At 60.4% G+C, this 24,136-nt stretch carries 33 protein-coding genes; 27 read left to right on the plus strand and 6 right to left on the minus strand.

The features are described 5' to 3' along the window. Together FH041_RS07175 and FH041_RS07180 are read right to left on the minus strand one after the other, a co-directional pair. Positions 1–312, minus strand: coding sequence for a transposase family protein (locus tag FH041_RS07175; protein ID WP_140174336.1), 312 nt, complete (start codon positions 310–312; stop codon positions 1–3). Positions 313–314: 2 nt separating this feature from the next. Beyond that, complete coding sequence (locus tag FH041_RS07180; protein ID WP_140174337.1) at positions 315–527, minus strand: YdaS family helix-turn-helix protein; 213 nt, start codon at positions 525–527, stop codon at positions 315–317. Positions 528–614: 87 nt separating this feature from the next. Between FH041_RS07180 and FH041_RS07185 the strand changes: the two genes are divergently transcribed. The 12 genes from FH041_RS07185 to FH041_RS07240 all read left to right on the plus strand — a co-directional run bounded on the left by FH041_RS07185 (position 615) and on the right by FH041_RS07240 (position 9,131). Next, positions 615–1,361 (plus strand): helix-turn-helix transcriptional regulator, encoded by a 747-nt coding sequence (locus FH041_RS07185; protein ID WP_140174338.1) that lies wholly within the window; start codon positions 615–617, stop codon positions 1,359–1,361. Positions 1,362–1,384: 23 nt separating this feature from the next. After that, the gene (locus FH041_RS07190) at positions 1,385–2,371 is read left to right on the plus strand and encodes a hypothetical protein (RefSeq protein ID WP_140174339.1); all 987 of its coding nucleotides are present in this window, start codon (positions 1,385–1,387) and stop codon (positions 2,369–2,371) included. Between the two features lie 107 nt (positions 2,372–2,478). Next, positions 2,479–2,904 carry a hypothetical protein gene (locus tag FH041_RS07195; RefSeq protein WP_140174340.1) on the plus strand — a complete coding sequence of 142 codons (426 nt, stop codon included), beginning with the start codon at positions 2,479–2,481 and terminating at the stop codon, positions 2,902–2,904. A 1,156-nt stretch (positions 2,905–4,060) separates the two neighbouring features. Further along, the gene (locus FH041_RS07200) at positions 4,061–4,474 is read left to right on the plus strand and encodes a hypothetical protein (protein ID WP_140174341.1); all 414 of its coding nucleotides are present in this window, start codon (positions 4,061–4,063) and stop codon (positions 4,472–4,474) included. Beyond that, entirely contained in the window at positions 4,471–4,674 is a 204-nt protein-coding gene (locus FH041_RS07205; protein ID WP_060516552.1) for a hypothetical protein, read from the plus strand. Before FH041_RS07200 ends, FH041_RS07205 begins: the two co-directional genes overlap by 4 nt. Next, entirely contained in the window at positions 4,671–4,892 is a 222-nt protein-coding gene (locus FH041_RS07210) for a hypothetical protein (RefSeq protein ID WP_140174342.1), read from the plus strand. The genes FH041_RS07205 and FH041_RS07210 overlap by 4 nt, the downstream gene beginning before the upstream one ends. Further along, positions 4,889–5,110: a hypothetical protein gene (locus tag FH041_RS07215; RefSeq protein ID WP_140174343.1), complete on the plus strand. Its 222-nt coding sequence runs from the start codon at positions 4,889–4,891 to the stop codon at positions 5,108–5,110. The genes FH041_RS07210 and FH041_RS07215 overlap by 4 nt, the downstream gene beginning before the upstream one ends. A 165-nt stretch (positions 5,111–5,275) precedes the next feature. Next, a complete protein-coding gene (locus FH041_RS07220; RefSeq protein ID WP_140174344.1) occupies positions 5,276–6,406 on the plus strand; it encodes a hypothetical protein in 1,131 nt (376 codons plus the stop codon). 7 nt (positions 6,407–6,413) lie between these two features. After that, positions 6,414–7,172: an ERF family protein gene (locus tag FH041_RS07225; RefSeq protein WP_140174345.1), complete on the plus strand. Its 759-nt coding sequence runs from the start codon at positions 6,414–6,416 to the stop codon at positions 7,170–7,172. 3 nt (positions 7,173–7,175) lie between these two features. Continuing rightward, on the plus strand, positions 7,176–7,793 hold the full coding sequence (locus FH041_RS07230; protein WP_140174346.1) for a lambda exonuclease family protein: 618 nt from the start codon (positions 7,176–7,178) through the stop codon (positions 7,791–7,793). A gap of 9 nt (positions 7,794–7,802) precedes the next feature. Continuing rightward, positions 7,803–8,315 carry a hypothetical protein gene (locus FH041_RS07235; protein ID WP_140174347.1) on the plus strand — a complete coding sequence of 171 codons (513 nt, stop codon included), beginning with the start codon at positions 7,803–7,805 and terminating at the stop codon, positions 8,313–8,315. 249 nt (positions 8,316–8,564) lie between these two features. After that, complete coding sequence (locus FH041_RS07240) at positions 8,565–9,131, plus strand: hypothetical protein (protein WP_140174348.1); 567 nt, start codon at positions 8,565–8,567, stop codon at positions 9,129–9,131. Positions 9,132–9,137: 6 nt separating this feature from the next. Here the strand turns inward: FH041_RS07240 and FH041_RS07245 are convergent, their stop codons facing one another. Then, on the minus strand, positions 9,138–9,611 hold the full coding sequence (locus tag FH041_RS07245; RefSeq protein ID WP_140174349.1) for a hypothetical protein: 474 nt from the start codon (positions 9,609–9,611) through the stop codon (positions 9,138–9,140). A 109-nt stretch (positions 9,612–9,720) separates the two neighbouring features. Between FH041_RS07245 and FH041_RS07250 the strand changes: the two genes are divergently transcribed. Continuing rightward, positions 9,721–10,266: a hypothetical protein gene (locus tag FH041_RS07250; RefSeq protein ID WP_140174350.1), complete on the plus strand. Its 546-nt coding sequence runs from the start codon at positions 9,721–9,723 to the stop codon at positions 10,264–10,266. Between the two features lie 21 nt (positions 10,267–10,287). Here the strand turns inward: FH041_RS07250 and FH041_RS07255 are convergent, their stop codons facing one another. After that, positions 10,288–10,740 carry a hypothetical protein gene (locus tag FH041_RS07255; RefSeq protein ID WP_140174351.1) on the minus strand — a complete coding sequence of 151 codons (453 nt, stop codon included), beginning with the start codon at positions 10,738–10,740 and terminating at the stop codon, positions 10,288–10,290. A gap of 104 nt (positions 10,741–10,844) precedes the next feature. Between FH041_RS07255 and FH041_RS07260 the strand changes: the two genes are divergently transcribed. The 10 genes from FH041_RS07260 to FH041_RS07305 all read left to right on the plus strand — a co-directional run bounded on the left by FH041_RS07260 (position 10,845) and on the right by FH041_RS07305 (position 18,073). Continuing rightward, positions 10,845–11,795, plus strand: coding sequence for a phosphoadenosine phosphosulfate reductase family protein (locus FH041_RS07260; protein ID WP_140174352.1), 951 nt, complete (start codon positions 10,845–10,847; stop codon positions 11,793–11,795). A gap of 53 nt (positions 11,796–11,848) precedes the next feature. Further along, complete coding sequence (locus tag FH041_RS07265) at positions 11,849–13,042, plus strand: DUF3450 domain-containing protein (protein ID WP_140174353.1); 1,194 nt, start codon at positions 11,849–11,851, stop codon at positions 13,040–13,042. Positions 13,043–13,107: 65 nt separating this feature from the next. Next, the gene (locus FH041_RS07270) at positions 13,108–13,602 is read left to right on the plus strand and encodes a hypothetical protein (protein WP_140174354.1); all 495 of its coding nucleotides are present in this window, start codon (positions 13,108–13,110) and stop codon (positions 13,600–13,602) included. Next, positions 13,599–13,850 (plus strand): hypothetical protein, encoded by a 252-nt coding sequence (locus FH041_RS07275; RefSeq protein WP_023379810.1) that lies wholly within the window; start codon positions 13,599–13,601, stop codon positions 13,848–13,850. Before FH041_RS07270 ends, FH041_RS07275 begins: the two co-directional genes overlap by 4 nt. Then, complete coding sequence (locus FH041_RS07280; protein ID WP_140174355.1) at positions 13,847–14,095, plus strand: hypothetical protein; 249 nt, start codon at positions 13,847–13,849, stop codon at positions 14,093–14,095. The genes FH041_RS07275 and FH041_RS07280 overlap by 4 nt, the downstream gene beginning before the upstream one ends. Further along, positions 14,092–14,457, plus strand: a complete 366-nt coding sequence (locus FH041_RS07285; protein ID WP_140174356.1) for a phage protein NinX family protein — start codon at positions 14,092–14,094, stop codon at positions 14,455–14,457. The genes FH041_RS07280 and FH041_RS07285 overlap by 4 nt, the downstream gene beginning before the upstream one ends. Then, positions 14,454–14,654 (plus strand): hypothetical protein, encoded by a 201-nt coding sequence (locus FH041_RS07290; protein WP_140174357.1) that lies wholly within the window; start codon positions 14,454–14,456, stop codon positions 14,652–14,654. Before FH041_RS07285 ends, FH041_RS07290 begins: the two co-directional genes overlap by 4 nt. Positions 14,655–14,704: 50 nt before the next feature. Next, positions 14,705–15,061, plus strand: a complete 357-nt coding sequence (locus tag FH041_RS07295; RefSeq protein WP_140174358.1) for a hypothetical protein — start codon at positions 14,705–14,707, stop codon at positions 15,059–15,061. Between the two features lie 211 nt (positions 15,062–15,272). Beyond that, positions 15,273–16,466, plus strand: coding sequence for a site-specific integrase (locus FH041_RS07300; RefSeq protein ID WP_140174359.1), 1,194 nt, complete (start codon positions 15,273–15,275; stop codon positions 16,464–16,466). A gap of 20 nt (positions 16,467–16,486) precedes the next feature. After that, entirely contained in the window at positions 16,487–18,073 is a 1,587-nt protein-coding gene (locus FH041_RS07305) for an ABC-F family ATPase (RefSeq protein ID WP_088523792.1), read from the plus strand. Here the strand turns inward: FH041_RS07305 and FH041_RS07310 are convergent. Further along, entirely contained in the window at positions 18,055–19,098 is a 1,044-nt protein-coding gene (locus FH041_RS07310; protein WP_088523793.1) for a dienelactone hydrolase, read from the minus strand. The genes FH041_RS07305 and FH041_RS07310 overlap by 19 nt on opposite strands. 189 nt (positions 19,099–19,287) lie before the next feature. On the opposite strand from FH041_RS07310, the gene yghU reads away from it, so the two are divergent. The 4 genes from yghU to FH041_RS07330 all read left to right on the plus strand — a co-directional run bounded on the left by yghU (position 19,288) and on the right by FH041_RS07330 (position 23,756). Next, the gene (yghU, locus tag FH041_RS07315) at positions 19,288–20,127 is read left to right on the plus strand and encodes a glutathione-dependent disulfide-bond oxidoreductase (protein ID WP_049696072.1); all 840 of its coding nucleotides are present in this window, start codon (positions 19,288–19,290) and stop codon (positions 20,125–20,127) included. Between the two features lie 252 nt (positions 20,128–20,379). Then, entirely contained in the window at positions 20,380–22,083 is a 1,704-nt protein-coding gene (locus FH041_RS07320; protein WP_027916463.1) for an amidase, read from the plus strand. A 51-nt stretch (positions 22,084–22,134) separates the two neighbouring features. Further along, the gene (locus FH041_RS07325) at positions 22,135–22,839 is read left to right on the plus strand and encodes a transcriptional regulator (RefSeq protein WP_371259687.1); all 705 of its coding nucleotides are present in this window, start codon (positions 22,135–22,137) and stop codon (positions 22,837–22,839) included. Then, a complete protein-coding gene (locus FH041_RS07330) occupies positions 22,836–23,756 on the plus strand; it encodes a pyridoxal-phosphate dependent enzyme (protein ID WP_027916465.1) in 921 nt (306 codons plus the stop codon). Before FH041_RS07325 ends, FH041_RS07330 begins: the two co-directional genes overlap by 4 nt. A gap of 138 nt (positions 23,757–23,894) precedes the next feature. Here FH041_RS07330 and FH041_RS07335 read toward each other — a convergent pair whose 3' ends face one another. Continuing rightward, complete coding sequence (locus FH041_RS07335; RefSeq protein ID WP_027916466.1) at positions 23,895–24,104, minus strand: DUF2945 domain-containing protein; 210 nt, start codon at positions 24,102–24,104, stop codon at positions 23,895–23,897. Positions 24,105–24,136: the final 32 nt, after the last annotated feature.

Below are 24,136 nucleotides of genomic sequence, written 5' to 3' on the forward strand. Positions count from 1 at the left end.
TCAGTCCCACCCCAGCGGGCCTGGCCGCTTCTTCTCAGCCTTCAGCCCGATCCTGGCCATGGTTTCCAATGCGGACAGGTACTCAGCTGTTACGACGACAGCTGTCTGCGGCACAACGCGAAGCCCCAACATAGCCTGGACCTTGGCCCAGCGCTGGTACTCGCCGTCGTTCCAGCGGGAAACCGTCGACTCACTGCAACCCGTTTCCAGCGCAATGCGCTTTTGGCTGACCTGTGCAACCCGCTGCAAGATCAGGGTCTCGATCTCTCGGGCGATGTCGCCTTCGCTCAGGCTTAATTGGCTCTCAGACATGATCAGGCCACCATCTCAGCTCTGACCAATGCAGGACAAAGCTCCACTGCCGAGAAGAGACCCTCAGTCTCAGCTTGTGCCCGTAGAGCCGTAACTGCGCTCATGCCATGACGACCAGAAACCCATCCGGAAACCGTTCCCTGCTTGACCCCTAACGATTTAGCGGTCTTAACCTGCCCACCAAAGTGGTCAACAAGTTGATCGTAAATGCTCATCGAAAACCCTCCTTATAGGATTTCCTATAAATCTACACATAGGAACACCTATTTGCAAGGTTATCGGACCACCTATATAAGACTCACATGAACTACAGCCAAAGACTCAAAGCCGCTCGCAAGCACGCTAAGCTGACCCAGGCGGAGCTATCCAAAGCCGTGGGAATCACGCAGACATCTATCTCCGACCTAGAGACGGGCAAGTCAGCTTCGTCCACGTTTGGCGCGAGCATTGCCCGCATTTGTGGCGTAAGCGCACTGTGGCTAGAAACTGGCGAGGGCAGTATGACTGAGCAGGGTCAGGGCCACGGCCCTAGCGATGCTCGGTCCAATGATCCTAAGTCGAATGAAACGATCAACATCGAAGGCCTGCCCGCCCCGCTGGCCCAGAAGATCAAAAGCTACCGCAATCTGGTGGACGTGCCCCGCTACGACGTAGAGGGCTCCATGGGCCCGGGCTCGGAGCCGCCTGACATCAACATGGTTGTTGAGCACATGAGCCTGGATGCGAACTGGGTACGGCAGAACCTCACCTACACCAAGCTGGAGAACCTGAAGCTGATTTCGGGTCGGGGCGACAGCATGGCGCCGACGATCCGCAGCGGGGATGCCGTACTGGTCGATGCTGGGGTGACCACCGTCGAGGACGATGCCATCTACTTCTTCCTCATGCGCGGGAAGCTGCAGATCAAGCGGATACAGCGCGGCCTGGATGGGCTGACGATCATCTCTGATAACGGGCAGTACCCACCGATTGAGGTTCCCGGCGAGCGCGAGGATGACATCAAGATCCTTGCGCAGATCATTTACTGGTGGACCGGACGGAGCTTCTGACCACCGAGCACGGAATGCATTTGATGAATGATGTTGTTATCGTTGATAGCCCTGAGTCCTTTTTAATGGCTCTGGACCGAATAGACTTGCTCGGTGACTCTCTTCCGCTATTCGACGGCTGGCCAAAATTCAACGTCAAGGTCGAGGGTGATCGTTACAACGGCACCCTTACACCGAAATTAATGGCTGGCCTCATTGAGTTTCAGGATCAGCTTCTGCGCACCTACGCGGAAATTCGCTATGGTTCCTCGTGGATTGGTAAGCTAAGCGCTGCCGATAAGGCAGATCTCGAGATAGTCCTAGCGATCACGAAGGGGAGCACCGATGGCCAAGGCCCGCTTGATGGAGCGCTCAACAAGATTATTTCGGCGCTGCCAATGAACAAGATGAGCGCAGGGAACGTAACGGCCTTGCTGATCATCGCCGTGCTCTGCGTTGCAGGTTATATGGTCTTTTCTGGATGGAACCAAGCAGACCTTGAGAAGGCTAAAATTGCCAGTGCAGAGCGGCAATCTCATACACAAGCAATGCTCATTGGCAAGCTAGCCGACGCGCTCGCGTCAAAGAGCTTGCCGCCAGAAGCCGTGGCTATTAAAGACAGAGCAGCCGAGGGCTACAGAGCGATTGTGGCTGGGGCGCCTGATGCGACGTCAATGGACATTCAAGGTCAGCATTTCAACGCTGATGAATTAGAGAAAATCAGGACGCAGGATCCGCTCCCAAAAAGTCGCAAGGAACGCAGAGAGGATGTCTACATTGAGATGGTGAAGCGCCATCCAGATTACCTATCATTGACCTTGAGGCTGCCCGGCTCAGATTACACCTTCCCCGGTCGGGTCGATCTGTCTAAATTCGATCAGGCGAACGTGAATAGGCTGTTCGACTCGCTCCGTGATTCAAGCCCCATTCGCCTTTACCATTACTCGTCCGAGCAAAAGGACCGCATCCTGAGAACTGATGTGCTTGCAGTGGATGATATTAGCTTAGGGAAAGCTAAAGCTGTTCAGTAAATGAGCCTATCGTGAGCACCAGCCCACGAGTCAACGTGGGATTTTTGATGCCTGCGTGATGGCTGATAGCCAGAATGGTAGGATGGAGATTTCTCAGGAAGAGCAAAATGCGCAAGCCCCTTCTAGCTAGTCTGTTCACTTCTCTTCTGTGGTCAACCCTGGTCTCCGCTGAGCCGACGTATATCGAAAAAATGACCGGCCTCCCCGCCATCTGCAGCATTGATGCGATTGAGCAAGAGACAAAGGTTTGGGATGCAGAAAGAAGGTTTGGCGAGGGCAGCAAGCGGTGGTCTAAAGCCTTCCATCAACGCTTAGATGTGGTCAGGGTCTGTGTAGATGACGCCAAGAGTAAAGGAAAAGCCTTGTACAAGGCTGAGGCCGATCGCCTGCCGCAGCTCAAAACAGAGCTGGCCGCTATGTACGCGTCGTGGCTCGGTTATCTGGATCACCTGATTGATGACGATCGCGACGCCTACCGACGCCTATATGAGCACTCAGCAAATCAGCTGAACGCACAGATCGATTCTATGTAGAAGTCACGACACCCAGACGAGCCCGCCTAGCGCGGGCTTTTTTGTGGGCTGGTAAAAAATATAGGAACACCTATTGACTGCTAAAATAGGATCTCCTATATTCACCCCATCGAGACGGCAAGCTACACAGCCCCTCGACAGGCCCTCAAGCCGACCGCTCTTTAACAACCAGCGCAACAACCAACAGACCGCATTGCCTCTACCGGCGACCGGCGATCAGACAGCCCCGAAAGGCTGCCCACGGCAGGAACACCCTGCACGGCTGACGAAGGCGAAATGCCTTAACCGCGAGAACGACCCGGGCATGCAATGCGCCCCGCCAACCCGGCGGTAATGGGAGAAACACCAATTCTGATAGGTGGCCACTGCCTTCCCAGTGAGCGTGCAATGGAGGGCGTCGACATGTGGAAGTAACTAACCGTCGCCGAGCGACAGCCTACCTGGCCGCTACAGAGCCAGGCGCTTTGACCGACGAGAGAATATCGGTCGCGGAGTGCGCTGGTGTGCCGCCAGCCCCGTTAGCCAGCAGGCCTTGATGGCGATCCTGATCCGAACGGCTGTTGGCTTCAGCGCCGGAAACGTAACCGGCAAAGACACCGCTGACGCAATGCCCCGGCCTGTCGCCAGTAGCGAGGCCGGGATTTCACCAGGTGCCATTCAGCGAGTGGCATCTGGGAAATCAACCGCCCTGGAAAGCAAGACGATGACTGGAGTATCCAAGCAAGGCTGCGTTCGTCACGCTCGTTATCAAAATCGGGAGCTGATCAGAGCTCGGAAAACTCGCCAATGGAGCCTGGTCCTTCACTGCCGAATCAGTCGCGACGACTGGATGGCTGAGGCTCGGACTAAGTAGAAAACCAGCGCCACGTCAGCCCTGACGTTAACTGCCCGATGCCCTGCTCCCCATCGCAGGGTGGATCGGGAAGCTTCTGCGCAATCTCCTCTGCGATGCCCAAGCAAACATAACCGGTGTGGCAACCGGAAGCCGCAACTGGGCAGCAAGATAAGGCGACCAGAAGCTTCACCGATACACCCAGCACCCCCTTCCCTTCAAATACGACCGCATTGGCAGGCGCCAGGCTGGCTTTTCACGCCCAGTTTGGTCACTGCGCCTGGTGCCCGACCAATGCGGCCGCACAACCCCCAGGAGGACGCCATGGGCGCACTTCGAGCAGCACAGTTTGAGTACGACAACCGGATGCCTCCGGCGGTGAGTGAAAGCTCGCCCGAGGAACGCTGGATCGACGACGGCATCGCTGAGCTGATGGCGCGCCGCGACTTCGTGTTTCAGCGCCGCCTGCGGCCGCAGCAGGGCGTCACCTTCGAGCGCTTCGCTCAGGCGGTTGATGAGTTTGTGATGGGCCAGCTGGGCCAGTCAGGCATAAGCGGCTCGGTCCTGGGCCGCCTGGTCCTGGCCGCGCGCTGTAAATCATCGGGCGACGCGGCAGCCGCAGCAGACGAGGCTATCAACGTGCCAAACCCTGAATCCATGCTGCAGGAGATCGCCAGGACGCTGCTCAAGCCCTTCGCGAAAGAGGGAGTGCTGGCCCAGGCCGAGGAGGCGCTATGAGCCCTCACAGCTTGGCAGTCAGCGCCATAGAGGCCGCAATCGAAACGATGCTTCTCCCGGGCTCTGGCCCGGTGGAGGATGCCAAAGCCGAGACACTGGTGGTCGCCTACTTCTCTCTCTTGGCCATCGACTCCAACGAGTTCAAACACTACTGCGAGCGCATCCGGCGTATTGCCGAACGGCGCAAGGAGGCAGCATGACGACGCCACTGATCACGACGATTATCGATGAGCAGATAGCCGAACTGCCCGAGGCCAAGGCTATGCCGGCCGACCGGGTGCTGATGCTGTTCAAAGGGCCGACGCTGTTCGATGCCAAGAGAGCCGCAGCTGAGGCTTTCATCGAGAATCCCGAGGCAGTCACCCGCAGCTGGTGGATGTGCGGCGAGTGGACGGTCGGGTATGAGGTGCGGGCATGAGCGAACGCTACTTCCACAGCAATCTTGACCTCATCGAGTTCAACAAAAGGCTGCGGCGTTACCTCTGGGGTGGATTTCGAAACGCCATGGACAAAGAGTGCTGTATTGCCAGCCTTCGCTCCATAGCCAAGCGCCCTCAGTGTCATTGGTATGGGGTTTCGAAGCTTCAGCCAGTCCAGAATTTCAAGCGCATCCCTAAGCCAAATCTTCCAGGGTGAAGATATGACCAGCTACCAGCGAGCCCGCCGCATAGCCACCTGGCGCGGCAGCTTCATCGCCCTCACCTTCTGCACCGGCTGGCTCCTCCTGAGCGCCCTGGCCGGGACCATCACACAGTAACCACTTAATCAGCGCCCACCGCATGGATGGCGCGGGAGAAACGCATGTCCGCAGAAAAAGAACTGATCGTCGCTCCTCCGCAGGAAACAGCCCTGGCGGTGTATAGCGCTGAAAAGGGCCTTGATCCTTGGCTGCAGCAGATCCGCGTCAAGATCGACGAGTTCTTGGCAGTTGTCCCGGACCTGAAAACGGTAAAAGGCCGCAAAGAAATTGCGTCGATGGCCTATGAGGTTGCACGCACCAAGACTGCAATCGAAAACAAGGGCAAGGAGCTGTCTGCCGAGCAGAAGAAGGTGCCAGCCCGCATCGATGCTGAGCGCAAGCGGGTTTGGGACATTCTTGAATCCTGGCAGAAGGAGGTGCGCAAACCTCTGGATGACTGGCAGGCCGCCGAGGATGCGCGGATCGACCGCCACAACGACGCAATCAACCGTATGAAGGACCTGGCCGCCGAACTGGGCACCTTGGATGCCGAGCAGCTGCAGGCGCGCCTCAGCGAGCTCTCCGCGTTCCAGTTGGGCGAAGCGTGGGAGGAATTCGAGGCTGAGGCAGCTCGGACCAAAGAGGCTTCGCTGAATGCAGCGCAGGCCGCCCTGGTCGCCCGCCAGAAGTACGACGTCGAACAGGCCGAGCTGGCCCGCCTGCGCCGCGAGGCAGAAGAGCGCGCCGAGCAGGACCGCACCCGAGCGGCACAGGAGGCCGCAGTAGAGGCAGAGCGTCAGCGTGTGGCCCAAGAGCAGCAGGCAGCGCGTGAAGCCGCAGCCCGCCGCGAGCAGGAACTGCTTGACCAGGCTGCCGCACAAGAGCGCGAAGCCGAGAACCAGCGCCTGCAACTCAAGCTGCAAGCCGAACAAGCCGAGCGCGCCCGGATTCAGGCCGAGGCCGACCGCGTTGCGGCCGAGCAGCGAATGGAGCAGGAGCGCCAGGACGCCGCTCGACGGCAAGAGGAGGCAGCCGAGCAGGCGCGCCAGGAAGAACGCCGCCGCGCCGATGCCGCTGCCGCCGAGATCCTCCGTCAGCAGGAAGCCCGCGAGCGCGACCAAGCCCACAAGACCAAAGTCATGGGCGAGGCCAAAACCGCGCTGATGTCACTGAGCATCACCGAGGAGTTGGCGAGGTCCATCGTGCTCAAGATCGCCCGCCGCGAAGTCCCGAACATCACCATCAACTTCTGAGGTCGCCATGAGCCAAGTAGCCAGGGTCGAAACCCAATCCCAGCCGCCGGCCATCGCTGCCGAGTCGGTAACCATCCTGCAGATCATCCAGCAAGTCGCAATGTCGCCCAATGCAGACATCGACAAGATGGAGCGATTGATGGCGATGCACCGCCAGCACCAAGCGCAACAGGCGCAGCAAGCGTTCGATGCCGCGCTAGCCGCCATGCAGGAAGAGCTTCCGGTTATCCGTGAGCGCGGCGCAATCAAGGACAAGTACAAGAACGTCCAATCTACCTACGCCCTATGGGAGGACATCAACGAGGAGTTGAAGCCCATCCTGGCGAAGCACGGCTTTGCACTCACCTTCCGAATTCCACGCACCGACAAAGGCATCGAGGTTGAGGGCGTCCTTAGTCATCGAGACGGCCACAGGGAAACGACATCAATCCTCCTGCCTGCCGATGCTACCGGCAGCAAGAATGCCGTCCAAGCCGTTGCCAGTTCTGTCAGCTATGGGAAGCGCTACACGGCAGGCGCCCTTCTGAACTTCACCACTACCGGTGAAGACGATGACGGCCAAGGAGCCGTACCGACGCAGGTGCCTGACGAGCCGGTCATTACCCCGCGCCAAGCCGCCCAACTCGATGAGCTGCTGAAAAAATGCAGCCAGGTCCTGGTCGACAACTTCACCGCCAAGTACGGCTGCGCTGCCAACGTCTACAAGTCCGAGTTCGACGTTGTGCTCGCTCGCCTCACCAAGTCGGCCAACCGGCCGCAGGAGTAAACCATGCAGATCATCTCAGATGTCGAACAAGGCACTCAGGCCTGGCTAGACCTGCGCTTGGGCATCATCACCTGCAGTGAGCTGGACTGTCTGCTGGTGAACGGCAAGGGCGAGGCCGGCTTCGGTACCGGCGCCTTCACCTACATGAACACACTCATCGGCGAACGCATCACCGGCGAAGCGGCCGATCCGTTCAGCGGCAATCGGCATACAGAGCGCGGCCATGAGTTGGAAGGTGTTGCCCGCAACCTCTACCGCGACAGCGAAGAGGTCGAAACGACCGAGGTTGGGATCATCCTCAACCACGGAATCGGCTACTCGCCGGACGCCCTGGTAGGCGACAAGGGCCTGACCGAGATCAAGACCAAGCTGCCGAAGCTGCAGGTGGACGTGATCCTGGGCGGTGAGATCCCGAAAGAGCACGTCGCCCAGTGCCAGGGCGGCCTGTGGGTATCGGAGCGCGAGTGGATCGACTTCATTTGCTACTGCCCGGGCATGCCGCTGTTCGTGAAGCGTGCCTATCGGGACGAGGCGATGATCCGCAAGCTCTCGGAGCGTGTGAAGACCTTTTACGAAATCCTCGACGAGCGCATGAACAGGGTGCTCGGCATAGCAGCATGAGGTGGCAGTATGAACCAATCCATCGACCTGGAGGCCGCCAAAGCGGCCTTCTTCTCGTCTGGCGGCCGGATCATTGTGCTGGAGGGGTTCCAGTACGTGCCCTTCCGCCAACGTCATCACCCTGAGCCGAAGCCGAAGCGGGTCAAGTCAGTCAAGCAGGAGCGCGGCGGCGAGCGTAAAAGCCGCGCCAAGGCACGCACAGCTCAGGTAGAAGAGCTCGCCAAGACCATGACCTGTGGCGAGGTCGCAAAGCTCCTGGGCGAAACCAAGACCGCTCTCTGGGGCGTAGCGGCGCGGGGAGGATTCAGGTTCTTCAGGCCTCCGAAGCCGGCCAGACCGGCGAAGGCAAAGGCCGAACCGAGCCAGGAGGATCGTGATCTCGCCGACAAGATCATTGCCCTGCGTGATACCGGCATGTCCCGGTGGGGTGTGACTTTGGAGCTGGGCATCGGTAACTGCAGGTTCGCGCGAATTCTTGCCGAGTTCGACATTGACTTCCCGCTCCAGCGGAATCGGGGGTAGGCCATGATCGCAACAATCTCCCAGCCCGTGCCCGCCGTGAAGTACGCGGCGGCCATGGCCAGATCCACTGGTCAGCCTTGGGGCGTATACCGAGGAAACAAGCGCCTACTGGTGGTCATGCCGTCAGGCTCGACGAAGAAAACGCCCATTGAGGTGTGCCACCCATGAGACGCATCCAGAAACTCACGCAGCAGCGTCGCCGCCAGCTGCACATACACATCCCGCCCAGCGGAATCATGGAGGTGCCGTATGGCGATGACGCCTCAGGAGCGCGACAAGCGCCGGCGCGAGAAACAGGAGCGCTTGGGCGAGCAGGATTTGCGCTTGAAGGTCACCGCAGCTCATGCCGGCCAGCTTTCTGAGCTGATGTCCTGGGATGAGATCGAGGAAAGCGGCGAAGCGCTCACCCTTCTGATCTACAACGCGCACAAGCTTGGCCGCTCGAAGTTCCCGTTTTTCGCCGCCGGCGTCCACCTCGAAATTGAAAGCGATCAGCACAGCAAGGCAGATCGCACCGAGATTCGGCTCATGGCTCGGAGCGGCACAATCCAGCAGATCGACGAAATGGGCGAGTGGATCAACGCTACGGACCGCAGCTTCATCATCCGCCTACTGATCGAGCGCGCCCATGCGCTCGGGCCGATTCAGGCCCTCACGCTTCTATCTCTGCCACCGCGCCACAAATATGCAATCAGCATTTCCGTGGCGCGTGCCTTGGATCAATGGCGAATGCAGCGTGAACTTCGTGCGCCAGACATCAGGCTTGGCGCCGATCCTGACGACAAAGGACTGCTGGTTCTCGCAGGAACGATATGAGCACGTTCAGTCTTTAAACGAGCGGAGCGCATCAATGTGATCACGCATTGCACTTGATATCGCCTCCTGAGACCGAATTAGATCATTCCACTCTTCCCGGAAATCTTCAGCCGCATCGGTCAGGTAGACATGCTTCTTCGGCGAACCTTCGATTGCGCGGTAGAAATCAGTCAAGGCGTGCTGAAAACCGTTGAAAGCTTCTCTGACAGCTTGATCAGCAAAAAGAGCAATGATTGAGTTCAGATGCGCTAAATCCTTATCCATTTCGGACCCGCGGATTTTAGATCTCAGGAATAGCTCGACTGAGGTCTGCACTGATAGATAGCGGTCTTCAATAGATTTTCGCCTATCTGTTTTCTCAGTACGGCGCGCGGTAGTGTCTGCGCTTATCGAATTCAAGCCCCAGTTGACCACAAACCCGATAATCATCGAAACAGCGGTAATGCCAGCTACTGCAATATCAGTCAGTTCCTGCGCCATTGCCACCTCCCGCCAGCCCCATGCCGGTCACCCGTAATACCCCATCCCAAACCAAATTGCCACTATGCCGCATCCGGCCAAGAAGGGCGGCGCATGCATGGAGAAAGCCATGAACATCGAGACATCGACCGTCACCAAGTTGCTGATCACTGGGGCGCCAAACCTCGACCCGATCAGCGTCTACCTGGAAGACCTTGCCCCCTGCAAAGGCAAGATCACCGTCAGCTGCTTCGACAAGACCTGGCACGCCTACTGGGGCGGCATGTGGGATGGCCTGACTATCGGCCAGTTCTTCTGCAAGCTACACGACGCCTACATCATCGGCTACTTCGAACGGCAGTTGAGTTCTCGCCGGTTCAGCGCCGAGGCCCTGGCCGACAAAGCGCGGAAGGTGATCGTGCAGATGCGGCGTGACCGGGATCTGGACGCAGAAGATGCCCGGAGCCTGTTCGACGAGGCCGATGATGTTCGTTACACCGGCTCGCTCGACGAGTGCGGCGGCGCCCACCGCGAGTTCATGCACCGGGTATTCGGTGACGACTGGTGGAACCTGCCAGCCGACGCTATGGAGCCGAATCCCGACTGGGCCTACCTCTGCCGCATCATCGATACGGTGCAGCAGGCCCTAGCCAAGCAGTACCCGATCGCGGCCTGACTCTCCGGCGCTGCCCGCCGGCTAGCGATTCAGCATCCTTGCCAAGTCGCGTCGCCAGGCCAGTAGCTTTACGGGGTCTGACTCAGCGAACTCTTGCAGACGCTCTATGGCAGCCTGACGCCTATCGAGTACTTCATCGGGACATTCTACAATCCTAGTAACGCTGAAGGCGATTTCGGAACTTTCTATCAATGCCTTAAGAGCGATTCTCAGCTCATCTCGGACAGCTTCAGCCTCGTTTCGCGCATCTTTAGCCGCCTGCACATCTCGCTTTATCGTTGCTTGCCACACTGTGACCTCTGAGACGCTTTCTCCCAAGATCAACATAGCGGCCACAAGCAGCCATGCAGTGGAAACAGCTATGTAAGTTTCGACCGTTATCCCCTCGGCAAATAACCCAATGGGTAAGCCAAGCACCGCTGCCGCCAAAAGTGCAAAACCGCACCGTTTTGCAAGACCCAACTGCTTGTTCATCGCCACCTCGGATCAACCGTTCCATTCGCGATGGGCGAACGTACCCAACTTCAACGAATCACGCCACCCCGGCGAGGGCGGCGCCTGCACGCAAGGACCACACGATGACCGAATACAACATCGTCAGCATGAGCGGCGGTAAGGACAGCACGGCCACGCTGTTGGTCGCCCGCGAGCTGGAGGTGCCGAACCTCAGCGCCGTCTTCGCCGATACCGGACACGAACACCCGGCCACCTATGACTACGTGCACTACCTGGCCGATGCTACGGGCGTGCCGATCCGCTGGGTTAGGGCGGACTTCGCCAGGCAGATTTCCGGCAAGCGCAAATTCGTCGAAACGAAGTGGCGTGAGAAAGGTGTGCCGGAGGCGGTCGTGGTCGGGGCGCTGGAGGTACTGCACCCGACTAGCAACCCGTTCTTGGATATGTGCCTCTGGAAGGGCCGGTTCCCAAGCACAAAGGCCCGCTTTTGCACCGAAGAGCTGAAGCGAAACCCCATCATTGAGCAAGTCTTTATGCCGCTCATGGATGGCAACAACATGATCTTGTCCTGGCAGGGCGTGCGCGCCGACGAGTCCTTCGACCGCCGCTACCTGCCGGAATGTGACGAGGTTGGCGGCGGCCTGTTCAACTACCGGCCAATCCTCAAATGGCCGGTCGAAGCTGTGTTCGAGGCTCATCGCGTCGCCGGGATCAAACCGAACCCGCTGTACCTGCAGGGCTGCAACCGTGTCGGCTGCATGCCGTGCGTGATGTGTGCGAAGGACGAACTGCGCGAGATCGCATCCCGGTGGCCCGAGGAGGTTGCCAGGGTCCGTGAGTGGGAACGTCTGGTCAGCATCGCCAGCAAGCGCGGATCGGCCACGTTCTTTACGGCGACCAACGACCCAACCGTGCATGCGAGCGACAACATCAGCGCTTCAACCCACGGCATCGACCGAATGGTCGACTGGGCCAACACAGCACGCGGCGGTCGCCAATTCGACATGGTCGACCTGATCGCCCGCGCCGATAGCCAGCACTGCTGCTCCTCAGCCTACGGCCTCTGCGAGTAAAGCCACCTTTCCACCCCTTCCCATTCAGTCACGCCACCCCGGCGAGGTATCCTATGCCCACAGAAAACCGATCCAGCAACACAGAGATGGTCAGCGTGCCTTTCCAGCGCGAAGACCGGTACATCGTCGTCAAGCGCAGAGACCTGGCACTGCTCTCGCCAGTCGACTTTGACCTCGCGCACTCCTACCTGGAAGGGGTGCTGTCGCTGATGGACGAGTGGAACTGCCCGGCGCGGGAGTACTTGGTGCTCGAAAGCGACTGGCCTGAATCCGCACCGGCTTGGGCTGCCATTGAGCGGCGCGTTACCGGATCACCAGCCCAGCAGTTCCACCCCGACCCAATAGCCTGGATGGTTGGTACTGCCTTCTGGTGGACCAAAGTAGAGGCAGAGAGGGATGCGGTGGAGACTGGGCTGCCGATTGTTGGGCTGGGGCCTATGGCCGGCGCAGTGCTTGCCGAACAGCATCAGGGCGAGCCAGTGACGCTGCCTGCGCGCAAAGACCCGACTCAGGGATGGGCTGTACCCGGAGGCGTGGCGAAGGCCGATGGCTGGAACGCCTGCCTAGACGAAATAGCCAAGCTGGGGCCGCTCTACACCCACCCAGGACTTGATGCGTGGCAAAAAGGCCGTGACGGGATGCGCTCGGAGCGTGATGCAGCAATTGAAGAACGGGACACCCTGCGCCGGGAGCGCCGGAAGATGGATCAGGCGCTATCTGCTTGCGCAAACGAGCGCGATGCCCTGCGCACCCAGGTGGACAAGCTGGAAGCGATGCTGCGCAAAGTCGCTGGCTACAACTGGGCGAATGTGGACCCCGAAGAGCGTGCCAGAACACGGGCCGAACTGCGGGATATGCTATCAGCCAGCGCAGAGCCGAGCGAGGAACGCGGCAGCAGCCACGGATTCGAGCAGAGCCCAAATACCTGCCGGCATGACGAGCGCAGCGGCGTGTGGTGGAAGGAGGGCAATGTCACTCGCACAGGCCAAGAGTGCCACGCCTGCGGCAATGTGCAGGAAGACCCAGTAGCCAGCGCAGAGCCGAGCGCGCCGAATGAATGCGCCATCTGCCGCGACCTGGGCAACCAGTGCATGGAGTGCGAGGAAGGCGAGTTCCGCGAGTGGGCCGACCGTCCCTTCGCCGCAGCTGACTACCGAAAGACTGATGCCGGGGTTTTCATCCAAGACTGGATGCGTCACGCATATGGCGCATGGTGTGCACGCGGCGTCCTCACTAGCAAGCAGTAACACCACCCAGCTGTAACCCCTCTCCCCTCTATTCACTGCCGCGATATGGCGGCCAAGGACTTCCTGTGCTTAACGCAAACATTCACGACTCCCTCGACACCCTGACCGCAAGCCAGTTGGCCATGCTGCTGGTAATGCGCAAAGGCCTCGACTTTGGCTACGACTACACCTTCACCAATGATGATGGTCAATCCGCCACAGTCGATCACGCCTTCCTCGCTGCTGCGCCTGGTGATCTGCTGGAAGCGCTTTTCGAACAAAACGAGCACGACGACGCCATCAACGAGGTCCGCTACGAGGCTGAAGATGTCAGCGGCATTCCTGAGTGGTGCCATTACAGCTGGGGAAGGAATTACGAGATCGACGTGAAGGCTTTCATCTTGCCCGATGGTCGCGCCCTCGCCTTCTGTGAGATGAGCGGCGGCGGCAAGCACGGCGACCCAGGCGCCTATCCCTGGGTACAGGAAGCCAAGTTCATCAAGGTCACCGGCGTGCAAGAGCGTGTCATCAAGACCTACAAGTTCGAGGATATCCCAGGCGCTCCTGAGGTGGCGCCATGACCCGCCTCGCCCTCTGCCTCCTGCTGCTGGCCACCGGCGCCAGCGCAACCGAGAACGTCATCGACGTGCAGCACGACAGCCAGCGCGGCGTCACCTGCTACCTGCTCAACGGGGTCGGCATCAGCTGCATCCCCGACAGCCAGCTGCAGGCCGGCAACGAGCGCCAGCTCTCCCCGCACGAAACCCAACCCGAACCTACACCCGCTCTGGCGCCTGGGCGCTGGATTGATGAGAGGTATGAGCTGTGAAAGACGCATCAGCACTCGGCCGCGACATGTGGATCATGCTTCGGCCAACCTTCGACGATGTTGCGGCAGCTAACGGTTTCGACGGACCAATTGAAAAAGGCCAGCTATGGGCAGGGTTCATGGCCGCGGCAAACGGCGCAATGTATGCACAGCTGGGCGCCGTCAACGCTCGCATCATCAACGATGCGATCCGCGACGCCGTTAGTGACGTTGCCAGAAGCAAACTGCAGGTGGTCAAGCCATGACCGACCTTATCGAAGTGAGGGTATCCAACCTGGTCGGCGCGGCGCTGGACTGGGCGGTGGCCAAGGCCGAATCGGTACCGGTCTTCGTCGATCACCAAGGATGGGTTCGAAAACTTCCAGATGATACCAGCGCATGGCGGCCAAGCTGGAACTGGAGTCAGGGCGGCCCGCTGCTGGACAAGCATCACGCAAGCGCCCACTACCAGGCTCATCTGGCAGATGCTCAGTTTCGCTACGGTGCTGGCCCAGCAGGCAGTGGCTTTTGGTGCTATGGGCCATCAGCCCTAGTCGCCTTCTGTCGCAGCCTGGTCAAGGCAAAGCTTGGCGATACCGTCCAGGTACCCAAGGAGCTGATGCCTTGAGGAAGCTGATATACCGTCTCAACCGCTGGCTACCATTCGGCAGGCTGCCGATTGCGCGCGTCCTACTTGGTCGCAATACCTGCACCCTCTACAAGAATGGCTGGGTCCTGATTAGCGACGGCAAGAGTACTGACGCCTTGCCGATCAACTTCACCAGCCAAGCCCTGGTCGACGCCTTCGCGGCCGAACTCGCCTAACCCCTCCCCTACTACTTAAGCCCGCCGACATGCGTGGGCGAGGAGCAACCATGTCTGATTTTCAGACCACGACCGAACCCGTGGCCAGAAAGCGCCACGCCTGCTGCGAATGCCGTGGGCATATCGACCCTGGGCAGCGATATCAACTGGTAGCTGGATGCTGGGAAGGCTCAATGGAGAGTTTCAAGACCTGCCTTCCGTGCGTTCAAGCGCGCGACTGGGCGATTGCCCAGCCTGAATGGATAGGCGACGGAGAGCACCTCTACTACTTCGGCATGCTGGAAGAGGACTTGGCCAACCTGGCTCCGGAAATTTCACCAGGTGACGGCCGCCGCTTCCGAGCCTATCGGCTGCAGGTGCAAATCTGCCGCCGCCGTGACGCTGCGCACTCACAGATAGCAGCCTGACCACCAACCTGCCGCCGCCGGCGGCGTGGAGACCACCCATGGAAACCGCCAACACCGGTGACGTCGACAAAGTTACCGAACAGAAAATGGCCGATTTACTCGGCTGCACGAAGCGCGCTCTCGAAGGCCGGCGACTACGGGGGTCTATTCCCGAGGGCGTATGGATAAAGCACAGCGGCCGAATTATCTACAGCAAAAAGAGGTATGACGAATGGCTGGAAAGCCAATGGATTTACCCCCTGGCATCGACGTCCACTACGGCTCGCTCCGGCTCAGGTTCATGTGGGAAGGTGCTCGCAGGAGTGAGACCCTTCCCTATCCCGCGACACAAAAAGGCATCAAGGCTGCATCCCAGCTTCGAGATAAAGTAAACAGCCTGATAAAGCTCAACCTACTCGACCATGACAAGTACGCAGAACTCTTTCCCAGCTCCGGCGCTGTCGTTGGTGGCGTACCAACGTTCGGCGAGTACGCGCAATTGTGGTTGGACAGCCGGGAGATCGCGGCGGGCACGAGGCTCAATTACAAAGGCACCTTGAATCTGTATTGGGTGCCCCACCTCGCCTTGGTACGTATAGATCTAATCACGTCCACGCTTCTTAGGCGGATCGTCACCTCGATCACCTGGACATCGGCATCCGTTAAACGCAATGCCATGGTGAAGCTGTCGACAATCCTCCGCTCAGCTGTGCTGGACGGGCTGATCACCAGGAATCCCGCCGAAGCGATCCAACTTCCAGCGCGCTCAAGGAAGGAAGTCGATCCGTTCACTCTCGACGAGGCCAATTTGATCATCGCTGAGCTATACAAGCACGCGCACTGGCCCAGCCAGATCTACGCAGCATTCTTCGAGTTCATGTTCTTCACGGGGCTTCGCCTCTCTGAAGGCTTGGCTCTACGCTGGGATGCGGTGGATTCGATAAAGAAAACCGCTCACGTCCGACGGACAGTCGCGCTGGGCGTTGTGGAAGAGAGGACTAAAACCGGCCGTGATCGGTTTGTTCTGCTCAACGACAGAGCGCTGCATGCCTTGGCGTTCGCGAAGCAGTATGCAGAGCGCCGCAAGCAGGGCAAGGGGCAGTTCAATGAGTCGCCGTTCGTCTTCCCTCCAGGGAAGAATGGCGAGTACGTCAAGCAGACATCGGACCTCCACCACCAATGGCGCCCAACCCTGAAGGGTTTGGGGATCCGATATCGCCCACCGTATAACTGCCGCCATACCTATGCGACAATATGCTTAATGTCCGGTCTCAACCCCGCATTCATCGCCCAACAGCTCGGGCATAGCGTGCAGATGCTCTTATCGACTTATGCACGTTGGATTAACTCGTCCAATGACTGGCAGGAGCTGGAAAAGCTCCAGATTGGTCCGAAATTGGTCCGTAGCTGCGATGAAGCCACGTAAGTTATTGATAGGTAAGCTCCTTGATCTCCACCGCTAATATCACCATGCAATTCGGCTCCAAGCCGCTGTTCGAAAACGTTTCGGTCAAATTCAACAATGGCAACCGCTATGGCCTGATCGGCGCCAATGGCTGCGGCAAGTCGACCTTCATGAAGATCCTGGGCGGCGACCTGGAGCCTTCTGGCGGCCAAGTGATGCTCGAGCCCAATACGCGCCTGGGCAAGCTGCGTCAGGACCAGTTCGCCTACGAAGCATTCACCGTGATCGATACCGTGATCATGGGCCACGGCCATCTCTGGAAGGTCAAGGCCGAGCGTGATCGTATCTATTCGCTGCCTGAAATGTCCGAAGAAGACGGCATGGCTGTCGCCGAGCTGGAAACCGAGTTCGCCGAAATGGACGGCTACACCGCCGAGTCGCGCGCAGGCGAATTGCTGCTGGGCCTGGGCATTCCGCTGGAGCAGCATTTCGGCCCAATGAGCGAAGTAGCGCCGGGCTGGAAGCTGCGTGTGCTGCTGGCCCAGGCCCTGTTCTCGGACCCGGACGTACTGCTGCTCGACGAGCCGACCAACCACCTGGACATCAACACCATCCGCTGGCTGGAAACCGTGCTCACCGCGCGTAACAGCACCATGGTGATCATTTCCCACGACCGCCACTTCCTCAACAGCGTGTGCACCCACATGGCTGACCTGGACTACGGTGAGCTGCGCCTGTTCCCCGGCAACTACGACGAGTACATGACCGCCGCCACCCAGGCCCGCGAGCAGCTGCTGTCGGACAACGCCAAGAAGAAAGCCCAGATCGCTGAACTGCAAACCTTCGTCAGCCGCTTCTCGGCCAACGCCTCCAAGGCCAAGCAAGCCACCTCGCGGGCCAAGCAGATCGACAAGATCCAGCTGGCCGAGGTCAAGCCGTCGAGCCGGGTCAGCCCTTTCATTCGCTTCGAGCAGACCAAGAAACTGCACCGCCAGGCTGTGACGGTCGAGAAAATGGCCAAGGCCTTCGACGACAAGGTGCTGTTCAAGGACCTCGGTTTCACCGTCGAAGCCGGAGAGCGCGTCGCGATCATCGGGCCCAACGGCATCGGCAAGACCACCTTGCTGCGTACGCTCGTAGGCGAGATGACCCCGGACAAGGGCGAAGTCAAATGGACCGACAGCGCGGAAGTGGGCTACTACGCCCAGGACCACGCCCATGATTTCGAAGACGACATGACCCTGTTCGACTGGATGGGCCAGTGGACATCGGGTGAGCAGGTGATCCGCGGCACGTTGGGGCGCATGCTGTTCTCCAACGATGAGATCCTCAAGTCGGTCAAGGTCATCTCCGGTGGCGAACAGGGCCGCATGCTGTTCGGCAAGCTGATTCTGCAAAAGCCCAACGTGCTGGTGATGGACGAGCCGACCAACCACCTGGACATGGAATCGATCGAGGCGTTGAACCTGGCGCTGGAAAACTACCCAGGCACCCTGCTTTTCGTCAGCCACGACCGCGAATTCGTCTCCTCGCTTGCGACCCGCATCATCGAGCTGTCAGCCGACGGCGTGGTGGACTTCAGCGGCACCTACGACGAATACCTGCGCAGTCAGGGCGTGGTGGCTTGATTCAGCGTATTCACTGAGCGCTTTTCAGGCTGCGGGGCCTCGAGCGTCTGCTCGAAGAACGCAGCCGTCTCGCGTTGCAGCGAACGATGGATGTGCCGGCGGTCCACCCCCTCGGCATCCTTGCACAGCGCCGGCATGCGCAAAGCCTGCTCGGCGTCACAGCGCGCCATGAACACGAAATGACCAGCGCCTGCCAGCAGGCGGTAGTCAGGTGTGACGGGCAACTTGCGGGCCAGGGCTTGGGCGTTGCGATCGACGGCGACGAGCTGGTCCTTGTCGCCACTGTAGATGAGCACCGGTAGGTGCACATCGACTAAGGCGTGGCGTCCGAACAGCAGGCTCAGCGGCGCCATCAGCATCACCGCCCCGACGCGGGAGTCTGCCTGGGGTGACAGTTCGCTGCGGTCGGCAATCAACACACCGTGGGTTTTGCAGGCGTCGTGATCATCGGGTCGCTCGAGGCAATATGCACGCAGGCGGTCAAGGTCAGGGCGCGCGCCGGCCAGGATCAAGGCGGTTTCGCCGCCGGCCGAATAACCGATCAATCCGACTTTCCCGTCGTTCAGCCGAGGCCCAAGCAGCGCATCGCTGCGCGCAGCGGTGATGGCGGCGCTGACTTGCAGTGGCCGACCGTAGAGATTGCTCAGGGTGCCCAACCGGCTGGGGTCGCGGGCATTGTCGCCTGGGTGGACCACAGCGACCACCACATACCCTTGCCTGGCCAGTGACGTTGCCAGGTAGTGCAAGGCCAGGGGGCTACCGGTGTTGCCATGCGAAAGCACGAGCAACGGAAAACGCCCCTGGGCCACAGGCACCTCTTCAGCCACCTCCAGCGCGTAACCGTCGATGTGGCTGGCCCGAGCATGCCCCTTGGCAGGATAGAACGCCAAGGCTTGCATGGGTCGGCTGTCTACCGGGTCGGTCAGCATCATATGATGCAAGCCGGCTACCCAGAGCGAAGCATTGGCTGCGCCCATCGAGCCAACGACCATGGCCAGTGCCAGCAAGCAACGAGGAAGGATCATGGGGGCTCTGCGCATGGCCGCTGGATAGGTTGAGCTTAATCGCTGCCCTTGCGTCAAAAATGAAAAACCGATGAAACATCGGCCGCGCCAGGGCTGATCCGTTTTGTGTTTGTGCCCGCCATCGAACCCGTGGCATATAGGCAGGTCAATCAGACGTCGTCGATCATTCGCAATCGTGGAGAGCCGAGCATGAGCACACCCGCTTACCAACCCCCGAAGGTATGGCGCAACGAAGCGGCCTCTGGTGGCCACTTCGCCAGTATCAACCGGCCGGTCGCCGGGCCTACCCATGACAAGGACCTGCCAGTGGGCGAGCAACCGCTGCAGCTTTATTCCCTGGCTACACCCAATGGCGTCAAGGTCACTATCGCCCTGGAAGAGCTGCTGGAACTCGGCCATGCCGGCGCTGAATACGATGCCTGGCTGATCCGTATCGGCGAAGGTGACCAGTTCTCCAGCGGCTTCGTGCAGGTCAATCCAAACTCCAAGATCCCCGCATTGGTTGACCGCAGCGTCGAGCCGCCGGTGCGGGTATTCGAATCGGGGTCCATCCTGCTGTACCTGGCCGAGAAGTTCGATGCCCTGCTCCCGCAAACTGCAGCCGAACGCACCGAAGCCCTGAACTGGCTGTTCTGGCAAATGGGCGCGGCGCCGTACTTGGGTGGTGGGTTTGGGCATTTCTACGTGTATGCGCCGGAAAAAATCGAGTACGCGATCAATCGCTTCACCATGGAAGCCAAGCGGCAGCTGGACGTGCTCGACCGCCGTTTGGGCGAAACCACCTACCTTGCCGGCGGTCATTACAGCATCGCCGATATAGCGGTGTGGTCATGGTACGGCCAGCTTGTGCTGGGCAACCTCTACAACGCTGCAGAGTTTCTCGCAGTTCACGAATACCCCAACGTTCAGCGCTGGGCCCAGGCGATCGCTGCACGTCCCGCCGTGCAACGCGGCACGCGCGTGAACCGGACCTGGGGTGATGAAGCCAGCCAGGTACCGGAGCGGCATTCGGCAGCGGATCTGGACTGAACGGCCTGCTGATCCTCGGGCGGCCCTGCTGGCGGGGCCGCCCAGGTGTCAATGAGGTGCCCCCATTCAATGCCCCCTTGCACGCACCCGTTTGCTCCTGCGCACACCTGCGTACGCTTTAACCTTCTTGTACACTCCCCGCATTAGCCTAATGCTGTTCACTTAGGGCCGCTGCGCGGCCCATCGCGGTCCCAACGATCTCAGATGAACAGCATTACCGCATTAGCTCAACCTGCATTTTCTGGTGAACGCATGATCGAGGTAACCGAGGTTTCCATCGCCGAGTTGCGCAGCGCGCTCGAGGCGGGCCGCACGACGGCGGTCGAACTGGTCAAGGCCTACCTGGCCCGCATGGACGCCTACGATGGCGCCGGCACCGACACCGCCCTCAACGCCGTGGTAGTGCGCAATCCCGATGCACTTGCCGAAGCCGAGGCCTCGGACGCCCGCCGGGCCCGTGGCGAGGTGCTTGGGCCCTTGGACGGCATACCCTACACCGCCAAGGACAGCTATTTGGTAAAAGGCCTGACCGCAGCGTCCGGTAGCCCAGCCTTCAAGCACCTGATAGCCCAGCGCGACGCCTTCACCATCGAACGGCTGCGCGGAGCCGGGGCCATCTGCCTGGGCAAGACCAACATGCCGCCCATGGCCAACGGTGGCATGCAGCGCGGCGTCTATGGTCGCGCCGAGAGCCCCTACAATGCGGCGTACCTGACCGCGCCCTTCGCTTCGGGCTCCTCTAACGGCGCCGGTACCGCGACAGCTGCGAGCTTCAGCGCCTTCGGCCTGGCCGAGGAAACCTGGTCCAGCGGCCGAGGCCCTGCGTCGAACAACGGGCTGTGCGCCTACACCCCCTCACGCGGGATCATTTCGGTCAGGGGTAACTGGCCCCTCACGCCGACGATGGATGTGGTCGTGCCGTTCGCCCGCACCATGCATGACCTGCTGGAAATTCTCGACGTGGTCGTGGCCGATGATCCCGATACCCGGGGTGACCTATGGCGGCTGCAGCCCTGGGTCTCGATCCCGAAACCCTCGCAGGTCCGCCCGACCAGCTACCTGGACCTGGCAGCAGGCACCGCCGCCCTGCAAGGCAAGCGATTCGGCGTACCGCGCATGTACATCAACGCCGACGAGCACGCGGGCACGTCGGAAAAACCGGGCATTGGCGGCCCTACCGGCCAGCGCATCCAGACGCGGGCAAGCGTCATGACGCTGTGGCAGCAAGCTCGCCAAGCCCTGGAAAAGGCCGGTGCCCAGGTTGTGGAAGTCGACTTCCCGCTGGTCTCCAACTGTGAAGGCGACCGGCCGGGCGCGCCGACCGTCTACAACCGGGGCATCGTCAGCAAGGCATTCCTGCACGATGAGCTGTGGGAGCTCTCCGGCTGGGCGTTCGACGACTTCCTGCGCGCCAATGACGACCCGAATCTCAACCGGCTGGCGGATGTGGACGGTCCACGAATTTTCCCACACGACCCTGGCACCCTGCCCAACCGTGAGGATGATCTGGCCGCCGGCATGGATGAGTACGTCAACATGGCCAAGCGCGGCCTGAAGACCTGGGATCAGATCGAGACCCTGCCTGACGGTCTGCGTGGCCTTGAACAGACTCGCAAGATCGACCTGGAAGACTGGATGCAAGCGCTTGGGCTCGATGCCGTGTTGTTCCCCACCGTGGCCGACGTCGGGCCGGCCGACGCCGATGTGAACCCGGCATCGGCCGACATTGCCTGGAGCAATGGCGTGTGGGTGGCCAACGGGAACCTGGCCATACGCCACCTGGGGGTGCCCACGGTCACCGTGCCCATGGGCGTGATGAGCGACATCGGTATGCCGGTAGGCCTGACCTTCGCGGGGCGGGCCTACAGTGACACTGCACTGTTGAGCTTTGCCGCAGCGTTCGAAGCCACCGGTTCACGGCGGATGATTCCACCCCGCACCCCGCCCTTGGGCTGACGGCACAACAGAGCGCCAGGCATCTCGCGAAAATCAACGTTATGTGTAAATATGCACAAACTGTTGATTCGAAGAGTTCGCATGGCCCTCTTACCCGAAGATGAACGCCGCTTGACCTTGAGCGTGCTCAAAGCCTCCATTGAGGCCTTGGGCAGCGTCGTCACACAAAACACCGAAATCCTGCTTCACGACCTGGACCATCCCGAACGGTCCGTCGTTGCCATCGTCAATGGCCACCTCTCCGGCCGGCAGGTGGGAAGCCCTATCCTGGCTGTACCGGAGCAGGATCAAGGCCTGAAAGCGTTGCTCAAGGCCGCGGCTGATCAGCAAGGCTGCGGGCCTGTCGTACTGCCCGACTACCCGACCGCCATCAAGGGCCGCACGCTGCGCAGCGCTACCGCGATCTTTCGCGACAGCGCTGGCCACCCCTTCGCCAGCCTGTGCATCAACACCGATGTCACGGGCTTGGAGGCTGCCATGGGCTTTTTACAAAGCTTCGCGCCCATGGGCAGCGCGCCCGCGCCGGCGGAGCCCGCCGACATGGAGGCGCTGATGACCGAGATCATCCAGGCGGCCCTGCATGGCACCGGCCAAGGCCGCATGACCAGGCAAGCCAAGATCGAAGCGGTGCGCGTGATGCAGGAACGCGGGCTGTTCATCGTCAAGGGCGGCGTCGAGAAAGCGGCCAACGCCCTCGGCGTGACCCGGTACACCGTCTACAACTACCTCGAACATTTGCGCGGAGCCTCCCAGTGACCTTGCACATCCCTACCCCCCTTATCGAATCACGCCCACTGTCGCTGGCTGCCGATTGCACAGTCTGGCTCAAGCTCGAGGCATTGCAGCCCTGCGGCTCCTTCAAGCTGCGCGGCGTCGCCCACGCCTGTGAGTTCCACCACGGCCGCGGCGCTAAACGGTTCGTGTCGTCGTCAGGCGGCAATGCCGGGCTCGCTGTCGCCTATGTCGGGCGCAAGCTCGGCCTTCCCGTGACCGTTGTCGTGCCCGAGACCACCACCGCGCGCGCCCAGCAATTGCTGCGCCTTGAAGATGCGGAGGTCATCGTCCACGGGCAGTCCTGGCAGGAGGCCAATGCGTTGGCGCTGAGCCTGATGGGCGACGATGCCGCGTTCATTCACCCGTTCGACGATCCGCTGCTGTGGGAAGGCCATGCCAGCCTGGTCGACGAGGTGGCAGAAGCCGGCATCAAGCCCGATGCCGTCGTGCTTTCCGTGGGCGGCGGCGGTTTGCTGAGCGGCGTCGTGCAGGGGCTACAGCGCAATGGTTGGGCCGATGTGCCGGTCCTGGCCGTGGAAACCCAGGGCGCAGCCTCCCTGCATGCCGCCATCGAAGCCGGCGAATTGGTGACGTTGGAGCGGCTGGATACGATTGCCACCACGCTGGGCGCGAAACAGGTAGCCGAACACGCGTTTCTCTGCACCCAGGAACATCCCGTGCAAAGCCTGCTGGTCAGTGACCGGCAGGCCCTGGAGGCGTGCGAGCGCTTTTTGCTGGATCACCGTCTGCTGGTCGAGCCGGCCTGCGGCGCCGCTTTGGCGGTGGGATATGACGCCAGCGCACTGGCAAGCTACCGCAATGTACTGGTGGTCGTGTGCGGGGGCGCCACGGCAACCTTGGCGCAGATCCAGGCGTGGCGGGCAGCGCTCGAGGCATGAAACCAGCCTGCGGGTGCGGGGAGCGGCCCTGAACCCGCTCCTTGCGTCACCGGCTGCAAAGTGCACCTGACGAAACGGCTCATAAAAAAGCCCGTGATACACACGGGCAACTGAGCACCAACGCAATAACCTGTGTTCTCAGCCCTTCTTCAATGCCTGCTCTTTGTGCATGGCCATGTGCCCGGTCTTGTCGCTCTTGACCTCGTACTGTGGCTCCTCCTTTGAGCAATGGCGCTGACGCCCCATGAATTCGACATCCTGGGTATGCACTTTCTCGACGGTGCCATGTATGACGCCGGCCTCTGAGTTCCAGTGCACCTTGTCACCTTTCTTGAAGGCATTGCTCATCGATTTCTCCTTGCACCCTGCGTGGGATGATT

The organism is Pseudomonas sp. SWI7 (assembly GCF_006351945.1).
GTDB lineage: Bacteria > Pseudomonadota > Gammaproteobacteria > Pseudomonadales > Pseudomonadaceae > Aquipseudomonas > Aquipseudomonas fulva.

What these genes read in the sequence shown, in the direction of transcription:
- FH041_RS07175 (WP_140174336.1), bottom strand. Translation starts at nt 312, where the DNA reads ATGTCTGAGAGCCAATTAAGCCTGAGCGAAGGCGACATCGCCCGAGAG.
- FH041_RS07180 (WP_140174337.1), bottom strand. Translation starts at nt 527, where the DNA reads ATGAGCATTTACGATCAACTTGTTGACCACTTTGGTGGGCAGGTTAAG.
- FH041_RS07185 (WP_140174338.1), top strand. Translation starts at nt 615, where the DNA reads ATGAACTACAGCCAAAGACTCAAAGCCGCTCGCAAGCACGCTAAGCTG.
- FH041_RS07190 (WP_140174339.1), top strand. Translation starts at nt 1,385, where the DNA reads ATGAATGATGTTGTTATCGTTGATAGCCCTGAGTCCTTTTTAATGGCT.
- FH041_RS07195 (WP_140174340.1), top strand. Translation starts at nt 2,479, where the DNA reads ATGCGCAAGCCCCTTCTAGCTAGTCTGTTCACTTCTCTTCTGTGGTCA.
- FH041_RS07200 (WP_140174341.1), top strand. Translation starts at nt 4,061, where the DNA reads ATGGGCGCACTTCGAGCAGCACAGTTTGAGTACGACAACCGGATGCCT.
- FH041_RS07205 (WP_060516552.1), top strand. Translation starts at nt 4,471, where the DNA reads ATGAGCCCTCACAGCTTGGCAGTCAGCGCCATAGAGGCCGCAATCGAA.
- FH041_RS07210 (WP_140174342.1), top strand. Translation starts at nt 4,671, where the DNA reads ATGACGACGCCACTGATCACGACGATTATCGATGAGCAGATAGCCGAA.
- FH041_RS07215 (WP_140174343.1), top strand. Translation starts at nt 4,889, where the DNA reads ATGAGCGAACGCTACTTCCACAGCAATCTTGACCTCATCGAGTTCAAC.
- FH041_RS07220 (WP_140174344.1), top strand. Translation starts at nt 5,276, where the DNA reads ATGTCCGCAGAAAAAGAACTGATCGTCGCTCCTCCGCAGGAAACAGCC.
- FH041_RS07225 (WP_140174345.1), top strand. Translation starts at nt 6,414, where the DNA reads ATGAGCCAAGTAGCCAGGGTCGAAACCCAATCCCAGCCGCCGGCCATC.
- FH041_RS07230 (WP_140174346.1), top strand. Translation starts at nt 7,176, where the DNA reads ATGCAGATCATCTCAGATGTCGAACAAGGCACTCAGGCCTGGCTAGAC.
- FH041_RS07235 (WP_140174347.1), top strand. Translation starts at nt 7,803, where the DNA reads ATGAACCAATCCATCGACCTGGAGGCCGCCAAAGCGGCCTTCTTCTCG.
- FH041_RS07240 (WP_140174348.1), top strand. Translation starts at nt 8,565, where the DNA reads ATGGCGATGACGCCTCAGGAGCGCGACAAGCGCCGGCGCGAGAAACAG.
- FH041_RS07245 (WP_140174349.1), bottom strand. Translation starts at nt 9,611, where the DNA reads ATGGCGCAGGAACTGACTGATATTGCAGTAGCTGGCATTACCGCTGTT.
- FH041_RS07250 (WP_140174350.1), top strand. Translation starts at nt 9,721, where the DNA reads ATGAACATCGAGACATCGACCGTCACCAAGTTGCTGATCACTGGGGCG.
- FH041_RS07255 (WP_140174351.1), bottom strand. Translation starts at nt 10,740, where the DNA reads ATGAACAAGCAGTTGGGTCTTGCAAAACGGTGCGGTTTTGCACTTTTG.
- FH041_RS07260 (WP_140174352.1), top strand. Translation starts at nt 10,845, where the DNA reads ATGACCGAATACAACATCGTCAGCATGAGCGGCGGTAAGGACAGCACG.
- FH041_RS07265 (WP_140174353.1), top strand. Translation starts at nt 11,849, where the DNA reads ATGCCCACAGAAAACCGATCCAGCAACACAGAGATGGTCAGCGTGCCT.
- FH041_RS07275 (WP_023379810.1), top strand. Translation starts at nt 13,599, where the DNA reads ATGACCCGCCTCGCCCTCTGCCTCCTGCTGCTGGCCACCGGCGCCAGC.
- FH041_RS07285 (WP_140174356.1), top strand. Translation starts at nt 14,092, where the DNA reads ATGACCGACCTTATCGAAGTGAGGGTATCCAACCTGGTCGGCGCGGCG.
- FH041_RS07295 (WP_140174358.1), top strand. Translation starts at nt 14,705, where the DNA reads ATGTCTGATTTTCAGACCACGACCGAACCCGTGGCCAGAAAGCGCCAC.
- FH041_RS07300 (WP_140174359.1), top strand. Translation starts at nt 15,273, where the DNA reads ATGGCTGGAAAGCCAATGGATTTACCCCCTGGCATCGACGTCCACTAC.
- FH041_RS07310 (WP_088523793.1), bottom strand. Translation starts at nt 19,098, where the DNA reads ATGATCCTTCCTCGTTGCTTGCTGGCACTGGCCATGGTCGTTGGCTCG.
- yghU (WP_049696072.1), top strand. Translation starts at nt 19,288, where the DNA reads ATGAGCACACCCGCTTACCAACCCCCGAAGGTATGGCGCAACGAAGCG.
- FH041_RS07320 (WP_027916463.1), top strand. Translation starts at nt 20,380, where the DNA reads ATGATCGAGGTAACCGAGGTTTCCATCGCCGAGTTGCGCAGCGCGCTC.
- FH041_RS07325 (WP_371259687.1), top strand. Translation starts at nt 22,135, where the DNA reads ATGCACAAACTGTTGATTCGAAGAGTTCGCATGGCCCTCTTACCCGAA.
- FH041_RS07335 (WP_027916466.1), bottom strand. Translation starts at nt 24,104, where the DNA reads ATGAGCAATGCCTTCAAGAAAGGTGACAAGGTGCACTGGAACTCAGAG.